At 61.6% G+C, this 23,087-nt stretch carries 26 protein-coding genes; 21 read left to right on the top strand and 5 right to left on the bottom strand.

From position 1 onward, the window contains the following. A complete protein-coding gene (rraA, locus tag F0M18_RS03300; RefSeq protein WP_149609938.1) occupies positions 1-477 on the top strand; it encodes a ribonuclease E activity regulator RraA in 477 nt (158 codons plus the stop codon). Here the strand turns inward: rraA and nadC are convergent. Then, the gene (gene nadC, locus F0M18_RS03295; protein ID WP_149609937.1) at positions 472-1,320 is read right to left on the bottom strand and encodes a carboxylating nicotinate-nucleotide diphosphorylase; all 849 of its coding nucleotides are present in this window, start codon (positions 1,318-1,320) and stop codon (positions 472-474) included. The two genes, rraA and nadC, sit on opposite strands and share 6 nt — an antisense overlap. Before the next feature lie 106 nt (positions 1,321-1,426). Between nadC and ampD the strand changes: the two genes are divergently transcribed. The 4 genes from ampD (at position 1,427) to F0M18_RS03275 (ending at position 5,869) form a co-directional block, all read left to right on the top strand. Further along, entirely contained in the window at positions 1,427-2,011 is a 585-nt protein-coding gene (gene ampD, locus F0M18_RS03290; protein ID WP_394349379.1) for a 1,6-anhydro-N-acetylmuramyl-L-alanine amidase AmpD, read from the top strand. Continuing rightward, on the top strand, positions 2,008-2,847 hold the full coding sequence (gene ampE / locus F0M18_RS03285) for a regulatory signaling modulator protein AmpE (RefSeq protein ID WP_149609935.1): 840 nt from the start codon (positions 2,008-2,010) through the stop codon (positions 2,845-2,847). Before ampD ends, ampE begins: the two co-directional genes overlap by 4 nt. 73 nt (positions 2,848-2,920) lie before the next feature. Next, on the top strand, positions 2,921-4,462 hold the full coding sequence (locus F0M18_RS03280) for a sigma 54-interacting transcriptional regulator (protein WP_149609934.1): 1,542 nt from the start codon (positions 2,921-2,923) through the stop codon (positions 4,460-4,462). A gap of 3 nt (positions 4,463-4,465) precedes the next feature. Then, entirely contained in the window at positions 4,466-5,869 is a 1,404-nt protein-coding gene (locus tag F0M18_RS03275) for a serine/threonine protein kinase (RefSeq protein ID WP_149609933.1), read from the top strand. Position 5,870: 1 nt separating this feature from the next. On the opposite strand, the gene F0M18_RS03270 is transcribed toward F0M18_RS03275, so the two are convergent. The 4 genes from F0M18_RS03270 to F0M18_RS03255 are packed head-to-tail and all read right to left on the bottom strand — an operon-like array spanning position 5,871 to position 8,607. After that, entirely contained in the window at positions 5,871-6,536 is a 666-nt protein-coding gene (locus tag F0M18_RS03270) for a lysoplasmalogenase (RefSeq protein WP_149609932.1), read from the bottom strand. Then, positions 6,529-7,428 (bottom strand): ketopantoate reductase family protein, encoded by a 900-nt coding sequence (locus F0M18_RS03265; protein ID WP_188109570.1) that lies wholly within the window; start codon positions 7,426-7,428, stop codon positions 6,529-6,531. The genes F0M18_RS03270 and F0M18_RS03265 overlap by 8 nt, the downstream gene beginning before the upstream one ends. A gap of 40 nt (positions 7,429-7,468) precedes the next feature. Next, complete coding sequence (locus F0M18_RS03260; protein WP_188109569.1) at positions 7,469-8,356, bottom strand: phosphotransferase; 888 nt, start codon at positions 8,354-8,356, stop codon at positions 7,469-7,471. Next, on the bottom strand, positions 8,353-8,607 hold the full coding sequence (locus F0M18_RS03255) for a YkoF family thiamine/hydroxymethylpyrimidine-binding protein (RefSeq protein WP_149609929.1): 255 nt from the start codon (positions 8,605-8,607) through the stop codon (positions 8,353-8,355). The genes F0M18_RS03260 and F0M18_RS03255 overlap by 4 nt, the downstream gene beginning before the upstream one ends. Positions 8,608-8,756: 149 nt before the next feature. Here F0M18_RS03255 and F0M18_RS03250 point away from each other — a divergent pair, with 149 nt between their 5' ends. The 16 genes from F0M18_RS03250 to F0M18_RS03175 all read left to right on the top strand — a co-directional run bounded on the left by F0M18_RS03250 (position 8,757) and on the right by F0M18_RS03175 (position 23,034). Continuing rightward, the gene (locus F0M18_RS03250; protein ID WP_149609928.1) at positions 8,757-9,899 is read left to right on the top strand and encodes a GGDEF domain-containing protein; all 1,143 of its coding nucleotides are present in this window, start codon (positions 8,757-8,759) and stop codon (positions 9,897-9,899) included. 13 nt (positions 9,900-9,912) lie between these two features. Next, positions 9,913-10,545, top strand: coding sequence for a carbonate dehydratase (gene can / locus F0M18_RS03245; protein WP_223177905.1), 633 nt, complete (start codon positions 9,913-9,915; stop codon positions 10,543-10,545). A 68-nt stretch (positions 10,546-10,613) separates the two neighbouring features. Further along, positions 10,614-11,315, top strand: a complete 702-nt coding sequence (trmH, locus tag F0M18_RS03240; RefSeq protein ID WP_149609926.1) for a tRNA (guanosine(18)-2'-O)-methyltransferase TrmH — start codon at positions 10,614-10,616, stop codon at positions 11,313-11,315. Continuing rightward, positions 11,312-11,494, top strand: a complete 183-nt coding sequence (locus F0M18_RS03235; RefSeq protein WP_149609925.1) for a hypothetical protein — start codon at positions 11,312-11,314, stop codon at positions 11,492-11,494. Before trmH ends, F0M18_RS03235 begins: the two co-directional genes overlap by 4 nt. A 142-nt stretch (positions 11,495-11,636) precedes the next feature. After that, positions 11,637-12,683 carry a type II secretion system protein GspC gene (gene gspC, locus F0M18_RS03230; RefSeq protein WP_262500804.1) on the top strand — a complete coding sequence of 349 codons (1,047 nt, stop codon included), beginning with the start codon at positions 11,637-11,639 and terminating at the stop codon, positions 12,681-12,683. A gap of 99 nt (positions 12,684-12,782) precedes the next feature. Beyond that, entirely contained in the window at positions 12,783-14,750 is a 1,968-nt protein-coding gene (gspD, locus tag F0M18_RS03225) for a type II secretion system secretin GspD (RefSeq protein WP_149610117.1), read from the top strand. After that, complete coding sequence (gspE, locus tag F0M18_RS03220; RefSeq protein ID WP_149609924.1) at positions 14,747-16,267, top strand: type II secretion system ATPase GspE; 1,521 nt, start codon at positions 14,747-14,749, stop codon at positions 16,265-16,267. The genes gspD and gspE overlap by 4 nt, the downstream gene beginning before the upstream one ends. Positions 16,268-16,280: 13 nt before the next feature. After that, on the top strand, positions 16,281-17,501 hold the full coding sequence (gspF, locus tag F0M18_RS03215; RefSeq protein WP_149609923.1) for a type II secretion system inner membrane protein GspF: 1,221 nt from the start codon (positions 16,281-16,283) through the stop codon (positions 17,499-17,501). A gap of 4 nt (positions 17,502-17,505) precedes the next feature. Further along, positions 17,506-17,943 (top strand): type II secretion system major pseudopilin GspG, encoded by a 438-nt coding sequence (gene gspG / locus F0M18_RS03210; protein ID WP_149609922.1) that lies wholly within the window; start codon positions 17,506-17,508, stop codon positions 17,941-17,943. Positions 17,944-17,945: 2 nt separating this feature from the next. Continuing rightward, positions 17,946-18,512, top strand: coding sequence for a GspH/FimT family pseudopilin (locus F0M18_RS03205; RefSeq protein WP_149609921.1), 567 nt, complete (start codon positions 17,946-17,948; stop codon positions 18,510-18,512). Further along, positions 18,509-18,934, top strand: a complete 426-nt coding sequence (gspI, locus tag F0M18_RS03200; RefSeq protein ID WP_149609920.1) for a type II secretion system minor pseudopilin GspI — start codon at positions 18,509-18,511, stop codon at positions 18,932-18,934. Before F0M18_RS03205 ends, gspI begins: the two co-directional genes overlap by 4 nt. Continuing rightward, on the top strand, positions 18,924-19,577 hold the full coding sequence (gspJ, locus tag F0M18_RS03195; RefSeq protein WP_262500803.1) for a type II secretion system minor pseudopilin GspJ: 654 nt from the start codon (positions 18,924-18,926) through the stop codon (positions 19,575-19,577). Before gspI ends, gspJ begins: the two co-directional genes overlap by 11 nt. After that, positions 19,558-20,634, top strand: coding sequence for a type II secretion system minor pseudopilin GspK (gene gspK, locus F0M18_RS03190; protein ID WP_188109568.1), 1,077 nt, complete (start codon positions 19,558-19,560; stop codon positions 20,632-20,634). The genes gspJ and gspK overlap by 20 nt, the downstream gene beginning before the upstream one ends. Next, the gene (gene gspL / locus F0M18_RS03185) at positions 20,616-21,815 is read left to right on the top strand and encodes a type II secretion system protein GspL (RefSeq protein WP_149609919.1); all 1,200 of its coding nucleotides are present in this window, start codon (positions 20,616-20,618) and stop codon (positions 21,813-21,815) included. The genes gspK and gspL overlap by 19 nt, the downstream gene beginning before the upstream one ends. Beyond that, positions 21,812-22,288, top strand: coding sequence for a type II secretion system protein GspM (gene gspM / locus F0M18_RS03180; RefSeq protein WP_149609918.1), 477 nt, complete (start codon positions 21,812-21,814; stop codon positions 22,286-22,288). The genes gspL and gspM overlap by 4 nt, the downstream gene beginning before the upstream one ends. Beyond that, entirely contained in the window at positions 22,288-23,034 is a 747-nt protein-coding gene (locus tag F0M18_RS03175) for a type II secretion system protein N (RefSeq protein WP_149609917.1), read from the top strand. Before gspM ends, F0M18_RS03175 begins: the two co-directional genes overlap by 1 nt. The last annotated feature ends 53 nt before the right edge of the window (positions 23,035-23,087 follow it).

The following is a 23,087-nucleotide window of genomic DNA, read 5'->3' as shown; positions in this document are numbered from 1 at the left end:
ATGACAATTTCAACGCCGGACCTCACGGATGCAGCGCCGCAGGCGCGTGCCATAGAGTTGCAGTTCACCAATTATGGTGCGCTAAGCCAGTTTGCGGGTGCCGCGGTAACCATCAAGTGTCATGAGGACAACTCGCTGGTGAAGGCCTGTGTGGGCGAGCCTGGAGAGGGCAGGGTGATCGTGGTCGATGGCGGCGGCTCCTTACGCCGAGCGCTGCTTGGCGACATGCTGGCGGAGAAAGCGGTGGAAAATGGCTGGGCAGGCCTGGTCATCCACGGCGCGATTCGTGATGTCGACGAAATCGGCAAGACCCGTCTCGGTGTTCAGGCACTGGGCACCACACCCCTGAAAACCGAGAAGTTGGGTATGGGGCAGCGTGATGTGCCGGTGTCATTCGGTGGCGTTACCATTCACCCGGGGGACTATATCTATGCCGACAATAACGGCGTTATTGTGAGCGGCGAACCCCTGTTATAGCAGCCGCATTGACAGGTCGAGGGCTTTGCAGTCTTTGGTCAGTGCGCCGATGGAGATGTAATCCACGCCGGTTTCCGCGATAGGCCTCAGGGTCTTGTCGGTGACGTTGCCGGACGCTTCCAGTTCAGCCCGGCCCCCGGTCAGGGCAACGGCAGCGCGCATCGCTTCCAGTGAAAAATTATCCAGCATGACACGGTCCGCACCCGCGGACAGAGCCGCTTCCAGTTCGGCGCTGTTTTCCACTTCGACTTCCACCGGTTTTCCCGGTGCCCTGGCTTTGGCCGTGGCCACTGCGGCATCGATGCCACCGCAGGCCTTGATGTGATTCTCCTTTATGAGATACGCATCATAGAGCCCCACCCTGTGGTTATGGCAACCGCCACAGTGTACGGCGTATTTCTGGGCTATGCGTAATCCGGGAATGGTCTTGCGAGTATCCAGCAGTTTGACGCCGGTGTCGGCAACCAGCGCGGCGTAGCGCTGACACAGCGTTGCGGTGCCGGAGAGCAGTTGCAGGAAATTCAGCGCCGTGCGCTCGGCCGTCAGCAGTCCTCGCGCGGGGCCGCTGAAACTGAACAGTATGTCGTTTTCCTGTAGTGAATCGCCGTCGCGTTTGTGCCACTCGATTGCTATAGCGGCGTCCACTTCCCGGAATACGGCATCGACCCAGGCACTGCCGCATAGTACACCGGCCTCGCGGGTGATGACCCTGCCCTGGCCGGTTTCTGTCGAGGGGATGAGTCCTGCAGTGATATCGCCACTGCCGATATCTTCTTTCAGGGCGGCGACAACGTTTTCGTGAATCTGTTCCGGCGTCGGTTGAATCTTGGGAGGCTGATGCATGGCAAGGTTGCGGGAAAAATGAGCGCAGATTGTAGCAGGCGCCTCTGCTGCGGGCGACCACTTGCACGTTGAGGGTGGGCCCCGGCTACCTTATGATGCAGGGATGGTGGATTCAGCACGACAATATCAAGTGGTTTCAGGCTGGCTGTCTGGCGCGCGCCGGGTACCTTCAGCCAACTTTGAACCACGTCCCCCCGGTGCCGAGCCCGAATTACTGGTTATCCACAATATCTCCCTGCCCCCCGGCCAGTTCGATGGCGATTGTATAGAGCAGTTCTTCACCAATGAACTCAACTGGGATGCGCACCCGTTTTTCGACGAGATCCGCGGTGTTCGTGTATCCGCCCACTTGCTCATTCGCCGTGAGGGCGAGGTGGTGCAATTCGTCAGCTTTGAAGATCGTGCCTGGCACGCCGGGGTATCCAGCTATTGTGGAAGAGACAACTGCAACGATTTCAGTATCGGCATTGAGTTGGAGGGGACTGACCAGTTGCCCTACACCGATGATCAGTACGCGGTGCTGCAGCGCGTGACGGCAGCCTTGCTCGCAGCCTACCCGCGACTGTGTGCTGAACACATCGTTGGCCATTGCGACATTGCACCCGGGCGGAAAACCGACCCGGGCTCCGCATTCGATTGGCAGCGCTACCGCTCCGGTTTGAGCGCGTTCGCCGAGGACATGTCGGCATGACGTTCCTGGCCCTGATGCTGGCACTGGTGCTGGACCGGCTTTCCCGGCTGGAGGATTGGCTGCACCGGGATCGCTGGTTTCATGCCCTGTCGCGGCAGCTGGGGGCAGTAGGGCTTGGCGGCAGCGTTCTGGTTGCGGTCAGTGTGCTGATACCCTGTTTATTTGCTCACTGGGTCCTGCAGGGACTGCAGCCCGTGTTGTTTGGCCTTGCCTGGATAGCTGCATCGGTGGTGCTGCTGTTGTACGCGTTCGGTCGCGGCAGCCAGGGGGCAGACCAGGAACGCTATCGCAGCCAGTGCCGTCGGGACGACTTTGAGAGCGCGCTCAATGATGCGGCGACGCGCTATAACTGGTTGTCTGGTGAAGAAGAGCTGGATGCGCAGCGTACTCATGCTGTGATGCAAAGAGGGTTCCTGTATCTCGGCTACCAGCGCTGGTTTGCCGTGCTGTTTTACTTCCTGTTGCTGGGCCCCGTCGGTGCCCTGGCTTACCGACTGTTGCAGCTCGCCTGCGCCGAGCAGGACGCGGGCAGGCAATTGCTGTTCTATGCTGACTGGGTGCCCAGTCGTTGCCTTGCCGTCACCTTTACACTGGCCGGCAATTTTGTAGCCAGTGCGGACACGCTGTGGGACAGCTTGCGGTCGACTGCGTTGGCGCCGGATGCAATGCTCTATCAGGTAGCGGTGGCCGCCAGTGATGAGGCGCTGGTGGCACCTGCGGACGCGCCATTCACTGGCCAGCAGGCCGCATTGCAAAATGAGAGCCTGTCCGCGTTGATGCGTCGTGCGAGTGTGTGCTGGGTGGCCATTATTGCCCTGTTGGTGGTGCTCCTGTAAGCGGCAACTTTTGCAACAGCTGCTAAGCTTGGGGTAACCGGCGCCATCGGCGTCTTTGTGGCGGCTGCGGAACATGTCCCATACTCACTACAGCGAAACTACCCTGCCTACACTTGGCGATGCCGTCGCCGAGGCCGGCCTTGCCCCGTGTTTACACTGCACTATCCTCTTCCACCCGGATGTCGAGCGTATTGGTGAGCAGGCCGTGCTCGACAGCGCGGATTCGAGCTGGATGCTCGGCCGCCACGCACCGCTGTTTGCTGCCCCCGGCGCTGTGGAAGAAGCTGCGCTTGAAGATCCCTACCTCAGCCGGCGGGCACTGCGGTTGTCGGTGGAAGCGGGCGGCGTCAGGTTGTCCCGGCCGCAGCAGGCCAGCCGTTGCCGGGTGGGCGCCAGCGAAGTGGATGAGTTGTTTGTCACCGACGCTGAACTGCAGCAGGGCGTGCCGTTGTTGCTTGCGCATGCTGTTGTACTGTTGTTGCGCCGGTGCGTTCCCGTTACGCCCTCCAAGCAGGCCATTCCCGGTTTCGTTGGCGAAAGTCCGCTCATGCAGCACTTGCGGGGGCAGCTGGCACGGGCCGCCGCCAGCGATCAGGATGTGTTGATACGCGGTGAAACCGGGGTCGGTAAGGAAATGGCTGCGCGTGCAATATGCGCAGGTAGCGTTCGTGCAGGCGCCCCTATGGTCACGGTCAACATGGCGGCGATACCGGCTTCACTCGCCACCGCGCTGTTGTTCGGCAATACGCGAGGGGCGTTTTCCGGCGCCGACAGGGCGCGGCGCGGTTTTTTCCGGGAGGCGGACGGCGGCACGCTGTTTCTTGATGAGGTAGGGGACACCGCTGTCGAGGTCCAGCCACAGCTTCTGCGCGCCCTGCAGCAGAGGGAAGTGCAGGTGGTGGGTGGGGCAGTCGAAACAGTGGATGTGCGGGTCATCTCGGCGACCGATGCGGCGCTGGATGAGGGTGATTGCGACTTTAAATCGGCACTCAGGTATCGCCTGGGCGCGCTGGAAGTCGAGATCCCGCCGCTGCGTGAGCATCCCGAGGATATCGGCACCCTGCTGCTGCATTTCCTGCGTCACGCCTGCGAACGCGAACACCGGTCCGCGTTGCTGCCACAGCCGGACAGTTCGCCAATGCATCTCGCCCGCTGGGCCAGGCTATTCTTTGTGTTTGCCCGCTATGCGTGGCCTGGCAACGTCCGCCAGTTACAGAACTACGCCACGCAGGTGGTCGTCGCCAGTGAAACAGCGCCTGTTATACCCGCAGTGCTGCTGGAGGAGCCGGCCCCGGTCGAAGCAGACGCGCCGGCGAAGACTGCGCCACGCAGGATGCGCGAGATCAGCGAGGCCGAGTTCGCCGCCGCGATGACCCGGCATCGCTGGGAGATTACACCGGTAGCCGCCTTCCTCGGTGTCAGTCGCCAATCGGTGTACCGTCGTATTGATCAGTCGGAGCTTTACCGCCGTGCCCGCGACATCCCGGCGGCCACGCTGGAGGCAGCGCTGGCCCGTAATGGCGGTGATATTGACGCGGTATCGGCAGAGCTGCAAGTGTCCGCGTCCGCGCTCAGGGCGCGACTGCGCGCTGTCGGGCCTCACCACGGGAGCTGACCGGTGGCGGAGAATCGTATTGGCCCCTACACCATCGTACGGCTCATCAAGGAGGGCGGACAGGGCAAGGTATATCTTGGCTACGATAACCGCCTGCGACGCAAGGTCGCTATCAAGATTGACCGGCTCCCCGCCGGCGTTGCGGCGCGGCGACGAGCCCTCGCCGAGGCGCGCAAGGCGGCGCATATCAATTCGCCTTACGTGGTGCAGGTATATGACCTGATCAAGTCCGCCGGGCACATTGCCCTGGTGATGGAATACGTCCCCGGCGTTGATCTGGAATCCCTGTTGCAGCGTCGCAAGCTGAGTCTGTCCAGCATACTGGCCGTCGGGGCCGATTTGTCCGCGGCCCTGAGCGCGCTGCGGCAGCAGCGCCTGGTGCATGGCGATCTCAAGGCGGGCAATGTGTTAATAACCCTGGACGGTTCTGTGAAACTGACGGATTTTGGCGTTGCCAGGCACCTGCAGGATGATCAGCCCGGGACTTCGACGAGCACTGCCGCACTCACGCCGGAGCACCTGGCCGGTGTGCCGCTTGACCTGCGCAGTGACCTGTTTGCGCTGGGTGCCTTGCTGTACCGATTGCTCACGGGAGAGCACCTGCTTTTGCGCGAACTCAATGCAGATCCCGGCTCACTTACGCGGCGGGAGGTCGATATCCGGCCCCGGCTGCCGGTCGATACTGATGTGCCTGAGGCTCTGCTGGTATTGATCAACTCGCTGCTTCGGCTTGATCCGGGCCAGCGCCCACAAAACACCCATCCCGTGCGTGGCACATTGCGCACACTGCAGCGCCAGCAGCCCCTGCATTGCCTGCAGAGCCTGCAGCGCGAGGCGGCGCCCTATTTCCGCCCGGAGTCAGCTGTGGATGTGCCGTTGGACATCCCGCGTCCGTTGCGGCGCAGGGGCCGGTCGAGCCTGGAGTATTCAGTGGCTGGTCGTCTCTGGCAGCAACTGCGTCGTCTACGTGTATCAACGCGGTTCGCGCTAGCAGGCCTGGTTGTGGCCGGAGTCGGCGTACCGCTGGCATTGGCATTGGAGGAGCGGCCTGTGCGCGTGCACTTCGAAGCCGCGCAGGTGCGGCTGTTGTCGCATCAGGACATACCCGGCCAAATAGACAGCGAATGGTTGATGGATTTGGTCTATGCCGCGGTAGAGAGTGAGCTCGGGCCGTTACATGTCAGCGGTTCGGTGCGTCCTCGCGCCTATTACGCCTCTCTTGCCGGTGTGGAGCCAAGGCATGTCATAAACACCGCACTGCGCTGCGACGAGGTGATCTGTGCATTCTCTGTCACCCGGGACGGTACCGATGGCTTCGATTATCGTCAGGCCACCTTTGTGCCCGGGCTGCCAGAGAGCGCCTGGGCGGCCGTCGTCAGCGAGAACAGTCGCGATCTGTTTCGCTGAATCAGGCGGCGTAAAATGCCACTGACGCGGCCAGCAGCATCTGCGAGCCGAAATACAGCGGTGTGCCGAGCAGCTTGTTCCATGGGTCCGTGCTAACGAACTGGCGGCGTGCCACGAACAGGTCCGAGATCGCAAAACCCCATGCCCCGGTAATGATTAACCAGGTACCCGGCTGGCCCCAGCTGCCACCGGCAAGCACCAGCATCGTGCCGATCACGAAGATATAGGCAGGTACCGCAAAACGCATTGGGCCGAGCAGGTGCTTGCGCAACCAGAAATGGGTGCCGATAAGCAGCGTCAGCGCGGGTACCAGCGAGATGGCCAGTGCACTGGCGTGTTGTGGCAACTGGAGAAATGCCAGCGCGTACAGCACATGGCCGCATAAAAATGCGACCAGCCCTGACATGAAGGCCGCATTGGATTCAAACATCAGGAAGATGTCGCCTGCCGCGGCGAGCAGCAGTCCTACTAGCAGTAATTGCCCGTAGCTGCTGTCCATCGCCCCGAGTAGCAGCGCCAGCCAGATGAATGCCAGTGACGCCAGGGGTTTGCAAACGAAGCGCCCCGGCAGAATATCGTGATAGTCGCTGGCCATCAGGCCGGTGACGCTGACCAGGGCCAACAGCACCGGTGCGATGATAAAAGTGGTCGTGTTTATCTCAGCCATGCAGTGCACTTACCTCTGATAAAAGCTCGCGGTTGAGGGGCGTATTTACGCCCAGTCGTTTTGCCTCCCGGACCAGGTAGCCGGTAATGTAATCGATTTCCGTGACCCTGCCTGCGGCCACATCCTGCAGCATGGATGAGCGATTGTTCGCAGTTGCTGCGATAACCGCCTGAACCCTTGTGCGCAGGGCCTCCGCGGTTTCGCTTCGCCCACGGGCTATGCTGACCTCTGCTATTTCATCACAAAGCACTGCTACTTTACGGCGCAGTATCGGTGAGCTGCCGAGTTCGCCATTGCGGCACTGGTGCAGAGCTGTCAGTGGATTGATGGCGCAGTTCACGGTGAGTTTATCCCATGCGGCGATGTCGACGTGCGCATCCCACAGACATTGCTGCAGTTCTCCTCCCGGCCAGTCGGCAAACCATGATGGCTGTGCCAGTCCGTCGACGCTTCCCAGCCGCGTGACTCCGCGACCCGCATGGCAGACATGCAAGGGCGCCAGCCGGTGGGCGCCCTCAGTGGTGATGCAAAGGTACAGTCGCTTGCCTGGCAGCATGTCCTTTAATTGCTCGACAAAGCCCATGCCATTGGCCGCCAGGACAATATCTGTTTCTGCGTCGATACGATGCTCGATCGACGCCAGCGCGCCGGCGATATCGGGTGCCTTGGTGGCAACCAGAAGCTGCGCGGCGCGCCCCCGGTCGGCTCCCGGCGCAACGGCAACCTCGGCCTCCCGGGTGACGCCGTTTTCCTGTATCCGGATGCGGGCGCAGGGGCTCTGCGGTTGCCCTCTCGTCAACAGCGTCACGGCGCAGCCCGCCGAGGCGAGGTGTTGGCTGAACAGGCAGCCAATGGCACCTGCGCCGAGTACATGCCAGTGATGCTTACTCACCAACCGGATACCAGCGCGTCATTGTGAACAGGATCTGGCATTAAGGTGAGGGTACCTCTCCCTCGAATTGCGGCAGGCGCTGTTCCAGCAAAGACGCGGCCTCCTCGGGGTCAGTGACGAGATGCCAGACCAGTGACATGTAGGCCGCTAATGCCCCGTAGATGCGCAGCAGTTCGCTATCCTGTGGTGTTGGAGGCCGGCGTAGATAGCTCTCCAGTAACTGGTGCCGACCTTGTTCGTCCAGGCCCTGGCCGAAACTGGCCACTGCCAGGTCAAACCAGGGAGTGCCCATGCCGCAGTACTCCCAGTCCAGGGCCAGCCAGTTGCCGGATTGCCGGCAGCAAAGCAGGTTGGCGGGCAACAGGTCGTTGTGCGTGAGAACGGGCGCCGTCTGGTCAAGTTCCCGGCTTTGTGTCAGCAGCGCGTCCAGGCGCTTGCGGTGGTCGGCGGGCAGGCCGGGGGTGCCACCGCGCTGCACCTGGTGGAGGTAGTTTTGAAAGCGATCTCCCAGGTCGACACGGTGGCGCCGGGGTGGCAAGGCGTGAATATTGCGCAGCAGCCTGCTGAGCTCCTGCACAGAGGGTTCGCGGGCAAGCTCCGCTTCATGGAAGTCGGTTACCAGGGCGCCGAGCTCCGGATTGAAGTAGCGTGGCATCGGCGCGATGCCGGCACTGGCTGCGCTTTGCAGGGCAAGCCATTCCGCCTGCCTGCTGAGGCCATGGCTGGCGGGGTTCACGCCGTCCAGCCGGATAACCAGTTTCTGCGCCCCGGCTTGTACCAGATAGTTGTAGTTGCTGAGTCCTCCCTGCAGGGGGTGCAGCAGGTGGGGTGCCCCGGGCAGCGGTGGATCACAGCGCCATTGGCGCCACTGCGCCAGTGTTTGTTGCAGGCGTAAGCCCGTGTTTTGCTCTGTGTGAGATAAAATCATCCCTCGATGTCGAGTGCACCGGGAATGAATTTGCATACCAGCACCTGTTTGCCGAAACGATCAGCACTCGCCTGCAGCGTAGCGCTGACCGCGGAGAATACCGCGTCCCATTCACCGCGCAGCTGGGTACTCATCGCGTTGGTAATGACGGTAATATCGGCTTGCGCAGCTGCCTCCTCGATAAAGGCCTTGATAACGGGAATGTAGTCTTCCCGCAGTGGATACAGGCTCAATTCTGCTGTCAGCATCATGCTTGTCCCTCCAGTTGTGCGTGCTCGGGGCGGCGTGAGCCGGATCCGGGGTGTGTCGTTGCATCGGGATTATAGGGGGCTTACACTGACTGGCCAATAACAATGCGTTCGGGCTTTAAGTCCGGCTGTTCACGTGGTGCGGTGGATCGATGGTTGAAAATCAGGGTAATGGGGGTGTTCAGGGAGAGGAGATCCAGGGCGCGCCACCGGTTGCATCCCGGGCGGAATTGCGCGAGCGACGCCTGGTAGAGACCATCAAGCTCAATCGCTATCTCTATTTCCAGACCCAGCAGCTGGAACACATGCTGCTCGACGCAGAAGACCTGCATGCGCTGCTGGAAGTGCTTATCGTGAGCCTGCCGCGGCATTTCTCTTTCCGGGTGTCTGAACTCTGGCTGCACGATCCTGATGACGCGCTGTCGGGGCTTATAGTGGGCGGGGCAAGATACGGCCGCTACCTGCAATTACAGTCAGATGCGTTTGACATGCAGGAGCTCTATGGGGCGGAGCCCGATATCGAACTGATCGACGCGACGGATTCGCGCATGTTCGAGGTGCTGAAGTCCGAGCACGGTATCGACTATGCGCTGCTGTTGCCGTTGACCGATGCGGGCCGGCTTATCGGTAGCCTGCACGTCGGTATTGGCGAAGACAGCATTAACCTGGGTGACGCGGAAGAGGGCTTGCTGGCGCATTTGGCGGCGATAATCTCCCGTTGCCTGGTGCAGGCAATCGCGCACCAGCGGATATCCCAGCTAACCATGGTTGATGCACTCACGCATGCCAGTAATGCGCTTGGCTTTGAACGCGACATAGACCGTGAAATAGCGCGCGCCAGGCGGGCCAACAAACCGCTCAGTCTGCTGATGATGGAGATTGACGAGTACGCGGACCTGTTCAAGCACTACGGCGAGGAGCGTGGCCAACTGGTACTGAAAAAAGTCGCGCAACGCATATCCTCGGACCTGCGCGCCACGGACATGATGGCCCGGCTGGAGGAGGCGCATCTCGCGGTGCTGATACCGGGTAGCGATGAATCCCTTGGCAGTGATATCGCCGAGAGGATGCGGCGGGACATAGACGAGTTCTCAATTGATGATGGTCGCGGGGCGGTGTTGCAAACCACGATAAGTATTGGGCTGGTGACCTGGGAGCCGCGACAATACCCGGCCGTGGACATGAAGCAGTTGGCCGTGCAGATGCGCTCGGCAGGAACCAAGGCGCTGGAAGACGCCCGCGCCAGGGGCGGAAATACGATAGTGCTTTCTCGACTGGCGACGCTGTTGGTGTAAGGAAATAGCTTTGATTGATGACGTAAAAAAACTGTTCGACAACAACCGGTCATGGGCGGAACAAGTCAAGACCGAGGATCCCGGATTCTTCGAAAAACTGGCGGCGCAACAAAGCCCTGAGTACCTTTGGATTGGTTGCTCTGACAGCCGGGTACCCGCCAACCAGATCATCGGATTGCTGCCCGGCGAAGTGTTCGTGCACCGGAATGTCGCCAATATCGTGGTGCACACAGACCTGAACTGCCTTACCGTGCTGCAGTACGCGGTAGAGGTGCTGAAAGTGAAACACGTCATAGTGGTGGGGCACTATGGGTGTGGCGGCATCCGCGCTGCCTACGAGAATCGCGACAATGGCCTTGCAGACAACTGGTTGCGCAATATTCGTGACGTGCATCAGCAGTATCGTGAGGAACTGGACGCGATCCCCGACGAAGAGCAGCGATTGTCGCGCCTCTGTGAGTTGAACGTGATGACCCAGGTGGCGCATGTTTGCCACACCAGTATCACCCAGCAGGCCTGGGCGCGTGGCCAGGAGCTGGCGGTGCATGGCTGGGTGTACTCCCTGCGCGATGGGCTGGTGAAGGATCTTGAGTGTTCTGTCAGCAGTCTCGACCAGTTGCCCGAGGCGTACCTGGTTGTGGGCTGACTGGGCATGGCTCTGCCGTGTTCATCGATTGCGACTGCAAACCTGGCGCTGAAACAGGCTGATTTATTGTGACCCCGCAGCGTATTGCGAAATTGCGCAGCGTGCTGGACCGTCGCCAGCCCGATCTCACTGTGGTAACCGACTTCGTCAACAAGCAACGCAATCTGTCCGCCATTGTGCGCAGCTGCGATGCCGTTGGGGTGCAGGACCTGCACGCGGTGATTGGAGACGAGGACTACGTCGCTTTTCGCGGTACCGCCATGGGCTCTCATGACTGGGTCACCGTGCGCAATTACCGCCAGCCGGCCCAGGCACTGACTCCACTGCAGCAGCGCGGGTTCCAGCTACTGGCTGCCCACCTCGAACCTGGCGCCATGGATTACCGAGACGTGGATTACACCTTGCCAACCGCGATTGTCCTGGGGGCTGAGCGTCGCGGTATCAGTGCCGGGGTGCTAGCCCATGTCGATCAATGCATTACCATTCCGATGATGGGTATGGTCGCCTCCTACAATGTCTCGGTGGCGGCTGGCATTATTCTCGCCGAGGCCCAGAGCCAGCGCGAGCGCGCGGGTTATTATGAGCGGCCACGGCTGGATGCTGCTGCCTACGAGCGGCTGCTGTTTGAGTGGGGGCACCCCGCAGTGAGGGATTTTTGCAGGCAGCGCGGGCTCGCCTATCCGCCGCTCAATGCGCAGGGGGAGATCGATAACCCTTCGCGCTGGTATGAACAGGTCAGGCGCGGTCAGGCGCCCATGGAGACGAAATGAGCAACCTCGTGATGGTATTGATTGCCATTTTTGGTGGTCTCGCGCTGCTGGTGGTGATTCTGGAGCGCACTGCAAAGCCAATGGAGCCAGAGCAAATGCAGCGTATAAGCCGCTGGATCCTGCCCCTGGTGGGGCTGTCACTGCTGCTGGGCGCATTGCGCCACTTCTGGCAGGGCTGAGGGCCTCCGAAACTCGTTTGCGGAATGTGTAATATAGCGCCGCAGCGCGGTTTTAACTTTGAACTTCCCCCCCTATAATCAAGTCACAAGAACATACCGGCGACTGTCCGGCCCATTTTTCCCGTAAACGAGTGAGAATCCCTTGCCAGCCCAATGGCTCAGTCAGTCTGGAGATGTCGGTGCACGCGCGAGCGCCTCGCTGGAGTCAGCGCTGCGCGGCCTGGCGCAGCCCGAGCGCGCGCGACGGCTGCGCCAGGTGCTGATGGCGCTGCTGGGGCTGTGGCTGGTGGTCTCTGCGGTGCAACTGGTCTGGGCGCTGCTGCCGGCAAAAGAATCGACGGTACCTGAGCGAATGCAGATCATGAATCCGCTCACCGAGGCGCCAAAGGGTGCTGACCGGCCGCCGGTCGATATAGAGCAATTACGTGGCAGGCACCTGTTTGGCGAAGCCGTCTCGGCCGAGGCATTGCCTGCGGTCGCGGAAGCGGAGCCGGCGTCGGATGAGTCCCGGGACGGCATCGAGAAGAATGCCCGCGAGACCCGCCTGCAACTGGTGCTGCGTGGTGTGATCGCTTCCACCGAGGATGGCCTTGGCCATGCCATTATCGAACATCGCAAGAAACAGGCCGTTTATGCCGTTGACGACAGCCTGCCAGTCTCCGGCAACGTGGTGCTGGCCAAGGTGATGCCCCGCCAGGTGGTGCTGGATAACAATGGCAACTACGAGTTGTTGACACTATTCGAGGACACGGAGCTTGCTGTCGAGGCAGAGCGGCAGCCGCGCACGCCTGTGCGCACCAATATCAATGCACCGGCAAATCGTGGCGCCCCCGATGTTATCGACAAGCGCGACGAGCAGGCGGCGACGGATCTGGCTCGCGGCTACCGCGACAGGCTTTATGAAAACCCGCAGTCGCTGGCCGATGTGGTGAACATCAGCGCCGTACGCGAGGGCGACGCGTTGATGGGGTATCGCATCGCCCCGGGCCGGGACCAGGAGCAGTTTACGCGGCTCGGGTTCAAGCCGGGTGACCTGGTTACCCGTGTCAATGGCATAGCCCTGAACGACCCCGCCAATACCATGCGTCTCTACCAGACCATGCGCAGTGCCACCGAGGCGGTCTTTGAGCTGCAGCGCGGCGGCCAGGAAGTTTCCGTTAGCGTCAGTCTCGCGGCGGAGGGGGAATAGGCCGTGGCCGCACCTGATTTTTACAGAGGAAACACATTAGTGAACGCATTCCAGCGCCGCGCACGCGCCACCTGCCTTGTCACGCTACTGGCGCTGGCGATGCCATCGGCTCCCCTGTTCGCGCAGGATTACACCGTCAACCTGAAAGAGACCGATATTCAGGAGCTGATCCAGTTTGTCTCCGAGGTGACCGGAACCACCATCGTTGTCGACCCGGCTGTGAAGGGCAAGGTCAAGGTGGTATCCAGCAAGCCGGTCTCGAAAGACGAGCTATACGACCTGTTCCTCTCAATTCTGGATGTGCACGGCTATGCAGCCGTGCGCTCTGGCGGCGTGGTGCGGGTAATCCAGAGCAAGGACGCGCGCTCTGCACCGGTGTCGGTGGCGGACGAAAACCAGCGCTCCAGCGATGAATACGTGACCCAGGTCATACGCCTGGAAAATATCTCCGCTGCCAAGCTCATCCCGGTGTTGCGGCCCCTGGTGCCGCAGCAGGCGCACATGGCCGCCTATGCGCCCAGCAACGCCATCATCATTTCCGATGTGGCAGCCAACATCGAGCGTATCCGCGAGATCATCGAGCGCATGGACCAGTCCGCGGTGCAGAAGACCGATATCATCCGCCTGCGCTACGCGGTGGCCGAAGACGTGGTGGGCATGCTGGACCAACTCAAGAAATCCGAGGCCAAGCAGAGCGGTGGCGCCGAACCCGAGGTGCTGCTGGTGCCAGATTCGCGCACCAACAGTGTCCTGGTCAGTGGCGACGAGATGGAACGCGCGCGCATGGCCAAGCTGATTCGCCACCTCGATACGCCCCTGGAGCAGAGCGGTAACGTCAAGGTGGTCTACCTCGAGTATGCCCAGGCCAAGGAAATCGCCGAGGTGTTGACCAAGGTGATGCAGAATATGGAGCGCCTGGAGAGTGCGGAGGGCAAGAAGGTAGCGCGTTCATCCTCCAATACCTCGACTATCGAGGCCGATGAAGGTACCAACGCACTGATTATCACCGCCGATGCCGACGAGATGGCGGCAATCGAAGCCGTGATTCATCGCCTGGACATCCGTCGCGCACAGGTGCTGGTGGAAGCCATTATCGTGGAAATGACCGCCGGAGACGCCCAGGAGCTCGGCCTGCAATGGCTGTTTGCCAATGACGAGGGTTTCTACGGTAGCAATATCAACAGCCAGAGCACCGCCGAGCGGCTTGCCGGGGCTATCGGGCCGCCGGATGACGATGATGACGGTGACAATGACGGTGAGTTCGGCGCCCAGGAGCTCGCTGGCGCACTGGCCGGCATTCCCGGGCTCTCGCTGGGCTGGGGCAGTGTCGACGATGACCTGACCATGACCGTGATTCTCAACGCGCTGAAGACCCAGGGTAACGCCAATATCCTGTCCACACCCAGCCTGCTCACGCTGGACAATCAGGAGGCCTACATCACCGTGGGCCAGAATGTCCCGTTCATCACGGGTTCGTTCACCAATACGGGATCGAGTGAGGGTGCGACCAACCCCTTCCAGACCATAGAACGCGAGAATGTAGGCATAACGCTCGCAGTAACGCCGCGGATCAACGAGGGTGATTCCGTGGTGCTGGAGATCGAGCAGGAGGTATCCAATGTCATCGTCGGCGCGTCACAGATATCTGACGCCGCCGACCTGATTACCAGCGAGCGCAAGATCCAGACCAAGGTGCTGGCACAGGACAACCAGGTAGTCGTACTCGGTGGCCTCATAGAGGACCAGGTCCAGGATGGCCAGCAGAAAGTGCCCATTCTCGGTGACATCCCCTTCCTGGGGCGCCTGTTCCGCAGCGACAGTGTCGAGGTGAATAAAACCAACCTGCTGATTTTTATCCGTCCTACCATTATCCGCGACAGCCAGGAGCTCGACGGCGCGACCGCTGATAAATACCGGTATATCCGCGAGCAGCAGCTGTTGCGTCGCGAACGCGGGCTGCAGTTCCTGGACGACGGTAACCTGCCGGTACTGCCGGAGTGGGAAGATCAGGTGCAGCAGCTTGAGGAGATAAAGCAGGATGCCGAAACCGGGGCGGCGCCTCAGTGACGCCGGTTGAAGAAATCGTCGCGCCGCCACTGGAAGACCAGCCAGTGGGGCGGCGCAGTCTGCCCTTCGCGTTTGCGCAGCAAAAGGGTGTGCTGTTGCTGGATAGCAGCGATGGACCCAGAGTGTTGTCACAGGGGCAGCCTGACCTGCAGGTGCTGCTTGAGTTACGGCGCTTCCTCGGCGACGCCTTTGCCCTGGAAGAGGTCGATGCGAACGAGTTTCAGCGTCGCCTGACCCTGGCTTACCAGCGCGACAACAACGAGGCAGTGCAGATGGCAGAAGACATCGGCGCCGATGTCGACCTGTCCCGGCTGGCCGAGGAAATTCCCGCATCCGGTGACCTCATGGAAGCGGAAGATGACGCGCCCATAATTCGCCTGATCAACGCCATCATCTCCCAGGCGGTGCGGGAGCAGGCCTCCGACATACACATAGAAACTTTCGAAGACCGCCTCAGTGTCCGCTATCGCATCGATGGCGTGCTCGCCGAGGTGCTGTCTCCCAAGCGCGCGCTGGCGCCGCTGCTGGTGTCCCGCCTGAAAGTGATGGCCAAGTTGGACATTGCGGAAAAACGGGTGCCGCAGGACGGCCGCATCTCAGTGCGTATTGCCGGCCACTCCGTGGATATCCGCATGTCCACGATTCCCTCGGCGCACGGCGAGCGCGTGGTGTTGCGCCTTCTGGATACCGCTGCGGGGCAATTGAAGCTGCAGCAGCTGAACATGAACGAACAGGTTCTCGAGGCCTATCAGCGCCACCTGCACAGCCCGCACGGTATCATCCTGGTTACCGGTCCTACCGGTTCGGGTAAAACCACCACCCTGTACGCCGGCCTCGCCCACATCAACCAGACCTCACGCAATATCCTCACCATTGAGGATCCGGTGGAGTATATGTTGCCCGGGGTGGGGCAGACCCAGGTCAATGCCAAGGTCGACATGACCTTTGCGCGCGGCCTGCGCGCCATCTTGCGCCAGGACCCGGACGTGGTCATGGTCGGTGAGATCCGCGACCTGGAAACCGGTGAGATCGCGGTGCAGGCGTCGTTAACCGGTCACCTGGTGCTGTCGACGCTGCATACCAACACCGCGATCGGCGCCATCACCCGCCTGAAGGATATGGGCATCGAGCCTTTCCTTGTCTCTTCCAGCCTGCTTGCGGTGATGTCACAGCGACTGGTGCGCCTGCTGTGCCAGGAATGCCGTGAAGGCGAGGTGGCCACGGAAGCGGAGCGGGAACTGTTGCAGGTGGACGCCGGCGGCGAGGCGATCACCCTGTACCAAGCCAAGGGCTGCAAACGCTGCAATTACACGGGCTATCGCGGGCGTACCGGCATCTATGAGCTGATTGAAGTGGATGACACACTGCGCACCCTGATCTACGAGGGCGCCAGCGAGCAGGACATGCTGGCTCACGCCCGGCAGCTCTACCCCTCCATTCAGGCCGACGGGCGTCGACGCATACTCGCGGGTGAAACCAGCCTTGCTGAAGTGATGCGCGTGACCTCGGTGAGCTGATCGGAGTCAGGCCGTGACCGCTTATCGCTATCGTGCACTCGATACCCGGGGCAAACTGGTCAAGGGTTTTCTCGAGGGTGACTCCGAGCGCCAGGTTCGCGGGCAGTTGCGGTCCCGTCAGCTGCGCCCGGTGGAAGTATCGGAGGCCAATCGCAGCGCCGCCAACAGCCCGGCATGGCGGCCCCGCTTCCTGCAGCCGCGTATTTCCGTCAGCGACCTGGCGATGGTGACACGGCAATTGTCGACGCTGGTGCAGTCCAACCTGCCTTTGGACGAGGCGCTGCAGGCCGCGGCGCAGCAGAATCGCAGCGCCCGAATCAAGGCGTTATTACTGCAGGTGCGCTCGCGTGTTTCCGAGGGCTACACGCTCGCTTACGCCATGGCGGAGTTCCCGCAGGTGTTCAACGAAATGTATCGTGCCATGGTCACCGCGGGTGAGCATGCGGGCTTCCTCGGTCCGGTGCTCGAGCAGTTGGCTGACTACACCGAGCAGCGCCAGTACACCAGCCAGAAGCTGAAGATGGCGATGATTTACCCCTTCATACTCGTTGGCGTGGCGATCGCCGTGGTAGTAGCGCTGATGATCTTTGTAGTCCCTGAACTGGTGGGTATTTTCGCGCACTCCAGTCGGGAGCTGCCATGGTTGACGCGGGTGCTGATTGCCAGCAGCGACTTTTTCCGCGCCTGGGGTGGTTGGGTGTTGCTCGGCCTGGTGGCCTCCCTGCTTTTGGCACGCCGCTACCTGCGGAAAGAGTCCCGGCGCCGCCGATGGCACCGCTTTCTGCTGAAGGTGCCCGGGCTGTCGCGATTGATTATTGCCCTGGATACGGCCCGTTTTGCTTCCACGCTGAGTATCCTGATGGCCAGTGGCGTGCCCCTGCTGGATGCATTGCGTATTGCCGGGCAGGTGTTGACCAACCTGGTGTTGCGCGATGACAGTATTGCCGTGGCGGAACTTGTCGCCGAGGGCAGTAGTCTCAACCGGGCGCTGCAACAAAGCGGGCGCTTCCCGCCGATGATGGTGCACATGGTTGCCAGCGGGGAGGCCAGCGGTGACCTCGAGACCATGCTGGAACGCTCGGCGAGCAACCAGGAACGTGAATTGGAAATGACCCTGGGCACGATGATGGCCCTGTTTGAGCCACTGATGGTGGTGGTGATGGGAGGAATGGTCCTGCTGATTGTGCTGGCGATTCTCCTGCCTATATTTGATCTGAATACAATGGTGAATTAACGATATGAAAGCTTACAGGAATGGTGGCTTCTCGCTGGTGGAAATCCTCGTGGTGCTGGTCATCATGGGGCTGCTCATCAGCGTGGTGGCGCCCACGGTGCTCAACCGGGCCGATGAGGCACGAGTGCAGAAAGTTCAGGCGGATTTCAAGCAGATAGAGACGGCGCTGAAGATCTACCGTCTCGATAACTACGTCTATCCGACTACCGAGCAGGGCCTGGAAGCGCTGGTGGAGCCCAGTTCGCTGGATCCGGTGCCGCGCAATTTCAAGAAGGGTGGTTACCTTCCGGAAGTGCCCCTGGATCCCTGGGGCAGGCCTTACCTCTACCTCAGCCCGGGGGAAAACGGCGAGGTGGATATCTACAGTCTCGGTGCTGACGGTCTGTCCGGCGGCGAGGACCAGAATGCCGATATCGGTAACTGGAAAAATACGGAACAGTAAGCGTGCGTTGCCGCCGGCAGCAGGGTTTCAGCCTGCTGGAATTGCTGGTTACCCTGTTCGTAATCGTGATGGTTACCTCACTGGTCACGCTTAATATCGGTTCCGGCGACCGCGACATACTGCTCAAGGCGGCGGTTGAGGGGCTGGCAGACAGCGCCAATTACGCACTTGATGAAGCCCAGTTTACCGGCATCAACCACGGTCTCCGGCTGCGCATGGAGGACGAGGCCGGCGAGTGGCGCTATCACGCCGACTGGTATGCCGAGGGGCCGACCGGATGGCGTAGCCCCGACGATGGCAGGGAAGTGTTCGCATCATCCACGTTGCCGCCCGGATTGGAAGTTCAACTTGAGATCGATGGCGTGATCCAGGAGCCGGAGTCCCTGGTCCCGGTCTCGGAAAACCCCACCCCGCAGATAGTGTTCTATTCCAGTGGCGAAACCGTTCCCGGCATCTTGGATATTCGCGATGCGCAAACCGGTGAGTTGCTGTGGCGCATGGAGTGGGACCTGCTTGGCAATTTCCGGCTGTTGCGTCGCGGCCAGCTGGATGACGAGGTGCTGCCGTGAGTGGGCGTAAAACTGCAGGCTTCACCCTGGTTGAAGTGATGGTGGCACTGGCCATTGTGGCCCTGGCGCTGCCCGCGCTGATGGTGGCGCTCAGCCGCCAGGTGGATGCCACCGGGTATCTGCGTGACAAGTCCATGGCGCACGCCGTGGCGGCCAATAAACTCGCCGAACTCCGCATCCTGGCCTACGCGCGCCGGGACCTGCTGCGCGGCCGCGACAGCGGTGTCGCAAGCATGGCTGAGCGGGACTGGTACTGGTGGGTGGAGAGCTCCCTCACCGAGGTGCCACTTTTCTACCGCGTGGAAATCGACGTCGCCCTGGATGAGGGCGATGCGGAGCAGCCACTGTATACACTGGTTGCCTTCCTGCCCGCCGACCTGAAGGTGGAGTCTGCAACGGAGGCGGCCCCGGATGATGGTTGATACGGAAAAAGGCTTCACGCTGGTAGAGGTGCTGATTGCCCTGGCGATCACCGCAGTAGTCTCGACGATTGCCTATACCAGTTTCACCACCGTGCTCAACGGCGTGGAAAATACCCAGGCCACGGCGGAGCGGGTGTATGAGATCAATCGGGCATGGATGATGATTTCCCGGGATCTTGACCAGTTTGTGCCGCGGCCTGTGCGCGACGAATTCGGCGACGTGGAACCCGCGTTGCAGGGCGGTATGGCAGCGCGGTTCCCGCTCAGCCTGACCCGCGCCGGCTGGCACAACCCGCTCGGGCATGCCCGCCCGGAGTTGCAGCGTGTCAACTATCGCCTGGAAGAGGAGACACTGTGGCGCGACAGTTACCCGGTGCTGGACCGCGCCGGGGAGACCGAGCCGCTTTCTGCGGAGCTGTTGCAAGGGGTGGAGGAAATCCGGGTGTTGTTTCTGGACAGCCCGGAAAATGCGCGCAGTCTCGGTACCGGCACCGAGCTGGATACCCGCAACTGGCCGGAGAACTGGGTAGCCGACAGCTCCCGCCCCGGCGCCGGTGTCAGCGCGCCCATGGCGGTGGAGGTCAGGTTGGTGCTCAGCGACTGGGGTGAGATGAGGCGTATCTATGCGTTACCCCCGCTCTAGCAGTCGCGGCAGGCAGCAGGGCGCAGCGCTGGTCGCCGCCATGCTCATCTTTGCGCTCTGTGCGGCACTGGTGGTGGCCATGGAGAGCGACTTCTCCCGCCTCTACCAGCGCGGTTCAAACCTGTTTATCGCCGAGCAGTCCCGGGCCTATCTGCGCGGCGCCGAGGGTCTTGCCACCCTGGCCCTGCTCGCAGATTACGACGCTGATGCCAAGGCCGATGCGCCGCAGGATACGCTGCAGGACGTGTGGGCTCGGGAAGAGGTGCCGTACCCGCTGGAAGAGGGCGGCTGGCTGGCTGGCGAACTTGAGGACCTGCAGGGTCGCTTCAACCTGAACCTGCTGGCAGAGCCGCGGGAAGGTGGCTCGGGCGCGCCCCGTTTCACTGTAGCCCAGGCCCAGTTTATTCGACTGTTACAGGCGGTTGCCGGCCCGGAAATTGACCAGCAGCAGGCCATTGCCATTACCCAGGCCGTGAGCGACTGGGTGGATGCCGACACGCAACCACGTCAGGAAGGTGCCGAAGACGACATCTACGCCGGCCTGACCCCCGCCTACCGGGTAGCCAATCGTCCCATGTCCAGTATCAGTGAATTGCGCGCCGTGCAGGGTATGACTGAAGAACTCTACCAGGCCCTGCAGCCCTGGGTGACGGTTTGGCCACAGTCGGGCGGGAAGCTCAATATCCATACTGCGCCATCTGTGGTGTTACGCTCCATCGCGCCGCGGGACGAACTGGCCCCCCTGAGTGTGGACCAGGGCCTGGCGCTGGTCGATTACCGCTGTGAGAATGGTTTTGCCGATCTGGATGATTTCCTTTCCCATCCGGTGCTGGCCGACAACAAAGAGGCGCTGCAGACGCAGATGGCCGGACTTCTGGGCCAGCAATCGGCGTATTTTTTGCTGCGGGCACGGGTTGAAGTTGCCGGCAGGAACCAGCGCTTGTACAGTGTGCTGCAGCGCAAGGACCGGCAGGTAAGCGTGCTCAGTCGTATCGCCGACGCGCGTGTGTCGCTCCCCCAACCGAAGAGAGAAGAAGCTTGCGAGAAGTCGCTGTAATCCGTTTGCTGCAAGGGCGCCTGGCCTGGTATCCACCGGGCGCCAGTGACGGCCCCCAGTGGCTGGATAGCGAACAGGCAAGGGAGTCGCTGCGCAACCAACTGGCGCAGCGCAGCCTGCAGCCCGTGTTTGCCGTTCCGGCGGCAGAAGTGCGGCTGTTATCGTTGCAGATCGCCCCGGAAGAGCGCCGCCACCTCGATAAATCCCTCCCCTTCACCCTGGAAGAAGAACTGGCTGAAGATATTGGCGAGCTGCACTTTGCCCATTGTGCGCTCGGTGAACTGGACTACGCCGTGGCGGTGTGCAGGCAGGCCTCCATGGAGGCTTTTACAGCGAAGCTTGCGCCTTACCAGGGTGTCAACCAGTGGCTGCCGGAGCCGTTGCTGTTGCCCTGGCAGCCTGGCGAATGGTGTGTCGTGCTCGAGGATCACAACGCCATTGTGCGCAGCGGTCCCTGCGCCGGCTTTGGCGCCGAGCGCGAGATGATGCCGCTGTTGCTGCAGGCGCTGGAACAGGCCGGCCCGGCTCCGGAAAAAATCGTGCTGTATGGCCAGGACCAGCAGGCGGACACGCAACTGCTGCCAGCAGACTTGCGGGATCGCGTGCAGTGGCGCCGCGGGGACCTCTACGCCGCCATGCTCATTGCCGAACTGCCCGAGCCGACGCTGAACCTGCGCCAGGGTGACTGGGCGGTGCGACTGCCACTGCGGCGCTGGTGGCAGGACTGGCGCAAGGTGGCGGTGTTGTTCGCGGTCGCTGTGGGCGTGCACATGTTGTCCACCTACATGGAGTACCGACAGCTGCGGGCAGAGAACCTGGCCTTGCGTACGGCGGTACAGGAAACCTATCGCAAGGCCATGCCCCGGGGAGCGGTGGTCGATGCGGAGAAACAGCTTCGCCGACAACTCGACACGCTGAGCGGCAGCTCGGGTAGCAGTGGTTTTGTCAGTATGATGGCGCGCGTGGGCAATGTCGTTGCCGAGGGCAAGGGCAGCATTGTGAGTATCAACTATAACGACAAGGCACAGGAGATGCGCCTGAATCTGCTGGCCGCCAATTACGAATCAGTGGAGCGCATCCGCGCAGGTTTCGCTGCCAACGGCTTGCAGGCGACGCTGGAGAACAGCAGCGCCCAGGGCGATCAGGTGCGTGCGCGCCTGCGTGTGGGGGAGGGCTCATGAAACAGTGGTTTGCCGGCCTGACCCAGCGAGAACAGCTGAGCCTGCTGCTGATGGCGTTGGCGGTTGGCGTATATCTATTGTTCATGGTGCTGGTGGCGCCATTGGACAGGGCAAAAGACCAGATGGCGCAGCAGAACCAGGGTGTAGCCGAGTCGCTGCAGCGCGTGGATATGCTGGTTTCACAGATACTGCAGGCGCGCGAAACAGGCGCCGGCAGTGGCGCAGCCCGACGTAACCTGACCAGCCTGATAAACCGCTCCACCGGCAGCTTCAGCCTGCAGGTCAACCGATTACAGCCCAACAGTCGAGGTGAAGTGCAGGTGCGCCTAGAAAATGCCGCCTTTGATGACCTGGTCGCCTGGTTGCACCAGATGGAGTACCGTGAGGGCCTGCTTGTTCGCGAGGCGTCCATCACCCAGGCCGGGAGCCCCGGCCGTGTAAACGCCACTGTCCGTCTGGCACAGGCAGGCTGATGGTTTCACGGCGTTGGTATTGGCTGCTGGTCGGCCTGGCATTGGTTGTCGTGTTGCTGGCTACAGCGCCGGCCAGGCTGGTGTTGCAGGTGCTGCCCGCTGATCGGGTGTTGTTGCAGGGCGTCAGCGGCACGCTGTGGCGGGGTACGGCGGCTCGCGCCCTGGTTGCCTCAGGCGACGAGTGGCTGCACCTGGGGCAGCTGCACTGGCAGCTGTCGCCAATGTCCCTGTTCGTCTTCAGTCCCCGCCTGACGCTGGACAGCCAGTGGGGTCGGCAAACCCTGCGCGCCCGGGTGACGCTCAGTGGTGCCGAGGATGTAACACTCGAAGACGTCGATGCGGTTTTTGACGCCGGTGTGCTGCGCCGCTACCTGCCGGTTTCGCTGGCCGGATCTGTGAATTTGCAGTTGCCTTTGCTGGTGATCCGACAGGGTCTGCCTGAGGAAGCGGATGGTCGAGTGGTCTGGCAGAATGCTGGTTGGTTGACCCCGCAGGGGCGCCGACCGCTGGGAAGCTATGCCGCGGACTTGAGTACACCGGAGGCGGGGCTCCTCAATGCCGGCATTATCACGCTATCGGGCGATGTGCAGGCCGAGGGGGCGGCTTCACTGGATGGAGCCGAATACCGGCTCGATATGCAGCTGTCTGGCCCCGGGCTCGATGACCCGCAGTTGCGCCAGGCCCTGCAACTGCTTGCGCGACCGGATGGCGATAACTACAGGCTGCAGCTCGAAGGCAGTCTTTGAGCCCTGCCGCATCCGGCCCGTATTACTGGAAGGCGCGAGCGGTATGGCATGGC

The sequence above is a fragment of the Pseudohalioglobus sediminis genome, assembly GCF_008370495.1.
In the GTDB taxonomy this organism is placed as follows: Bacteria; Pseudomonadota; Gammaproteobacteria; order Pseudomonadales; family Halieaceae; genus Halioglobus.
Note: the sequence above shows the minus strand (reverse complement) of the source record. Positions and strands in the feature narration are given on the sequence as shown.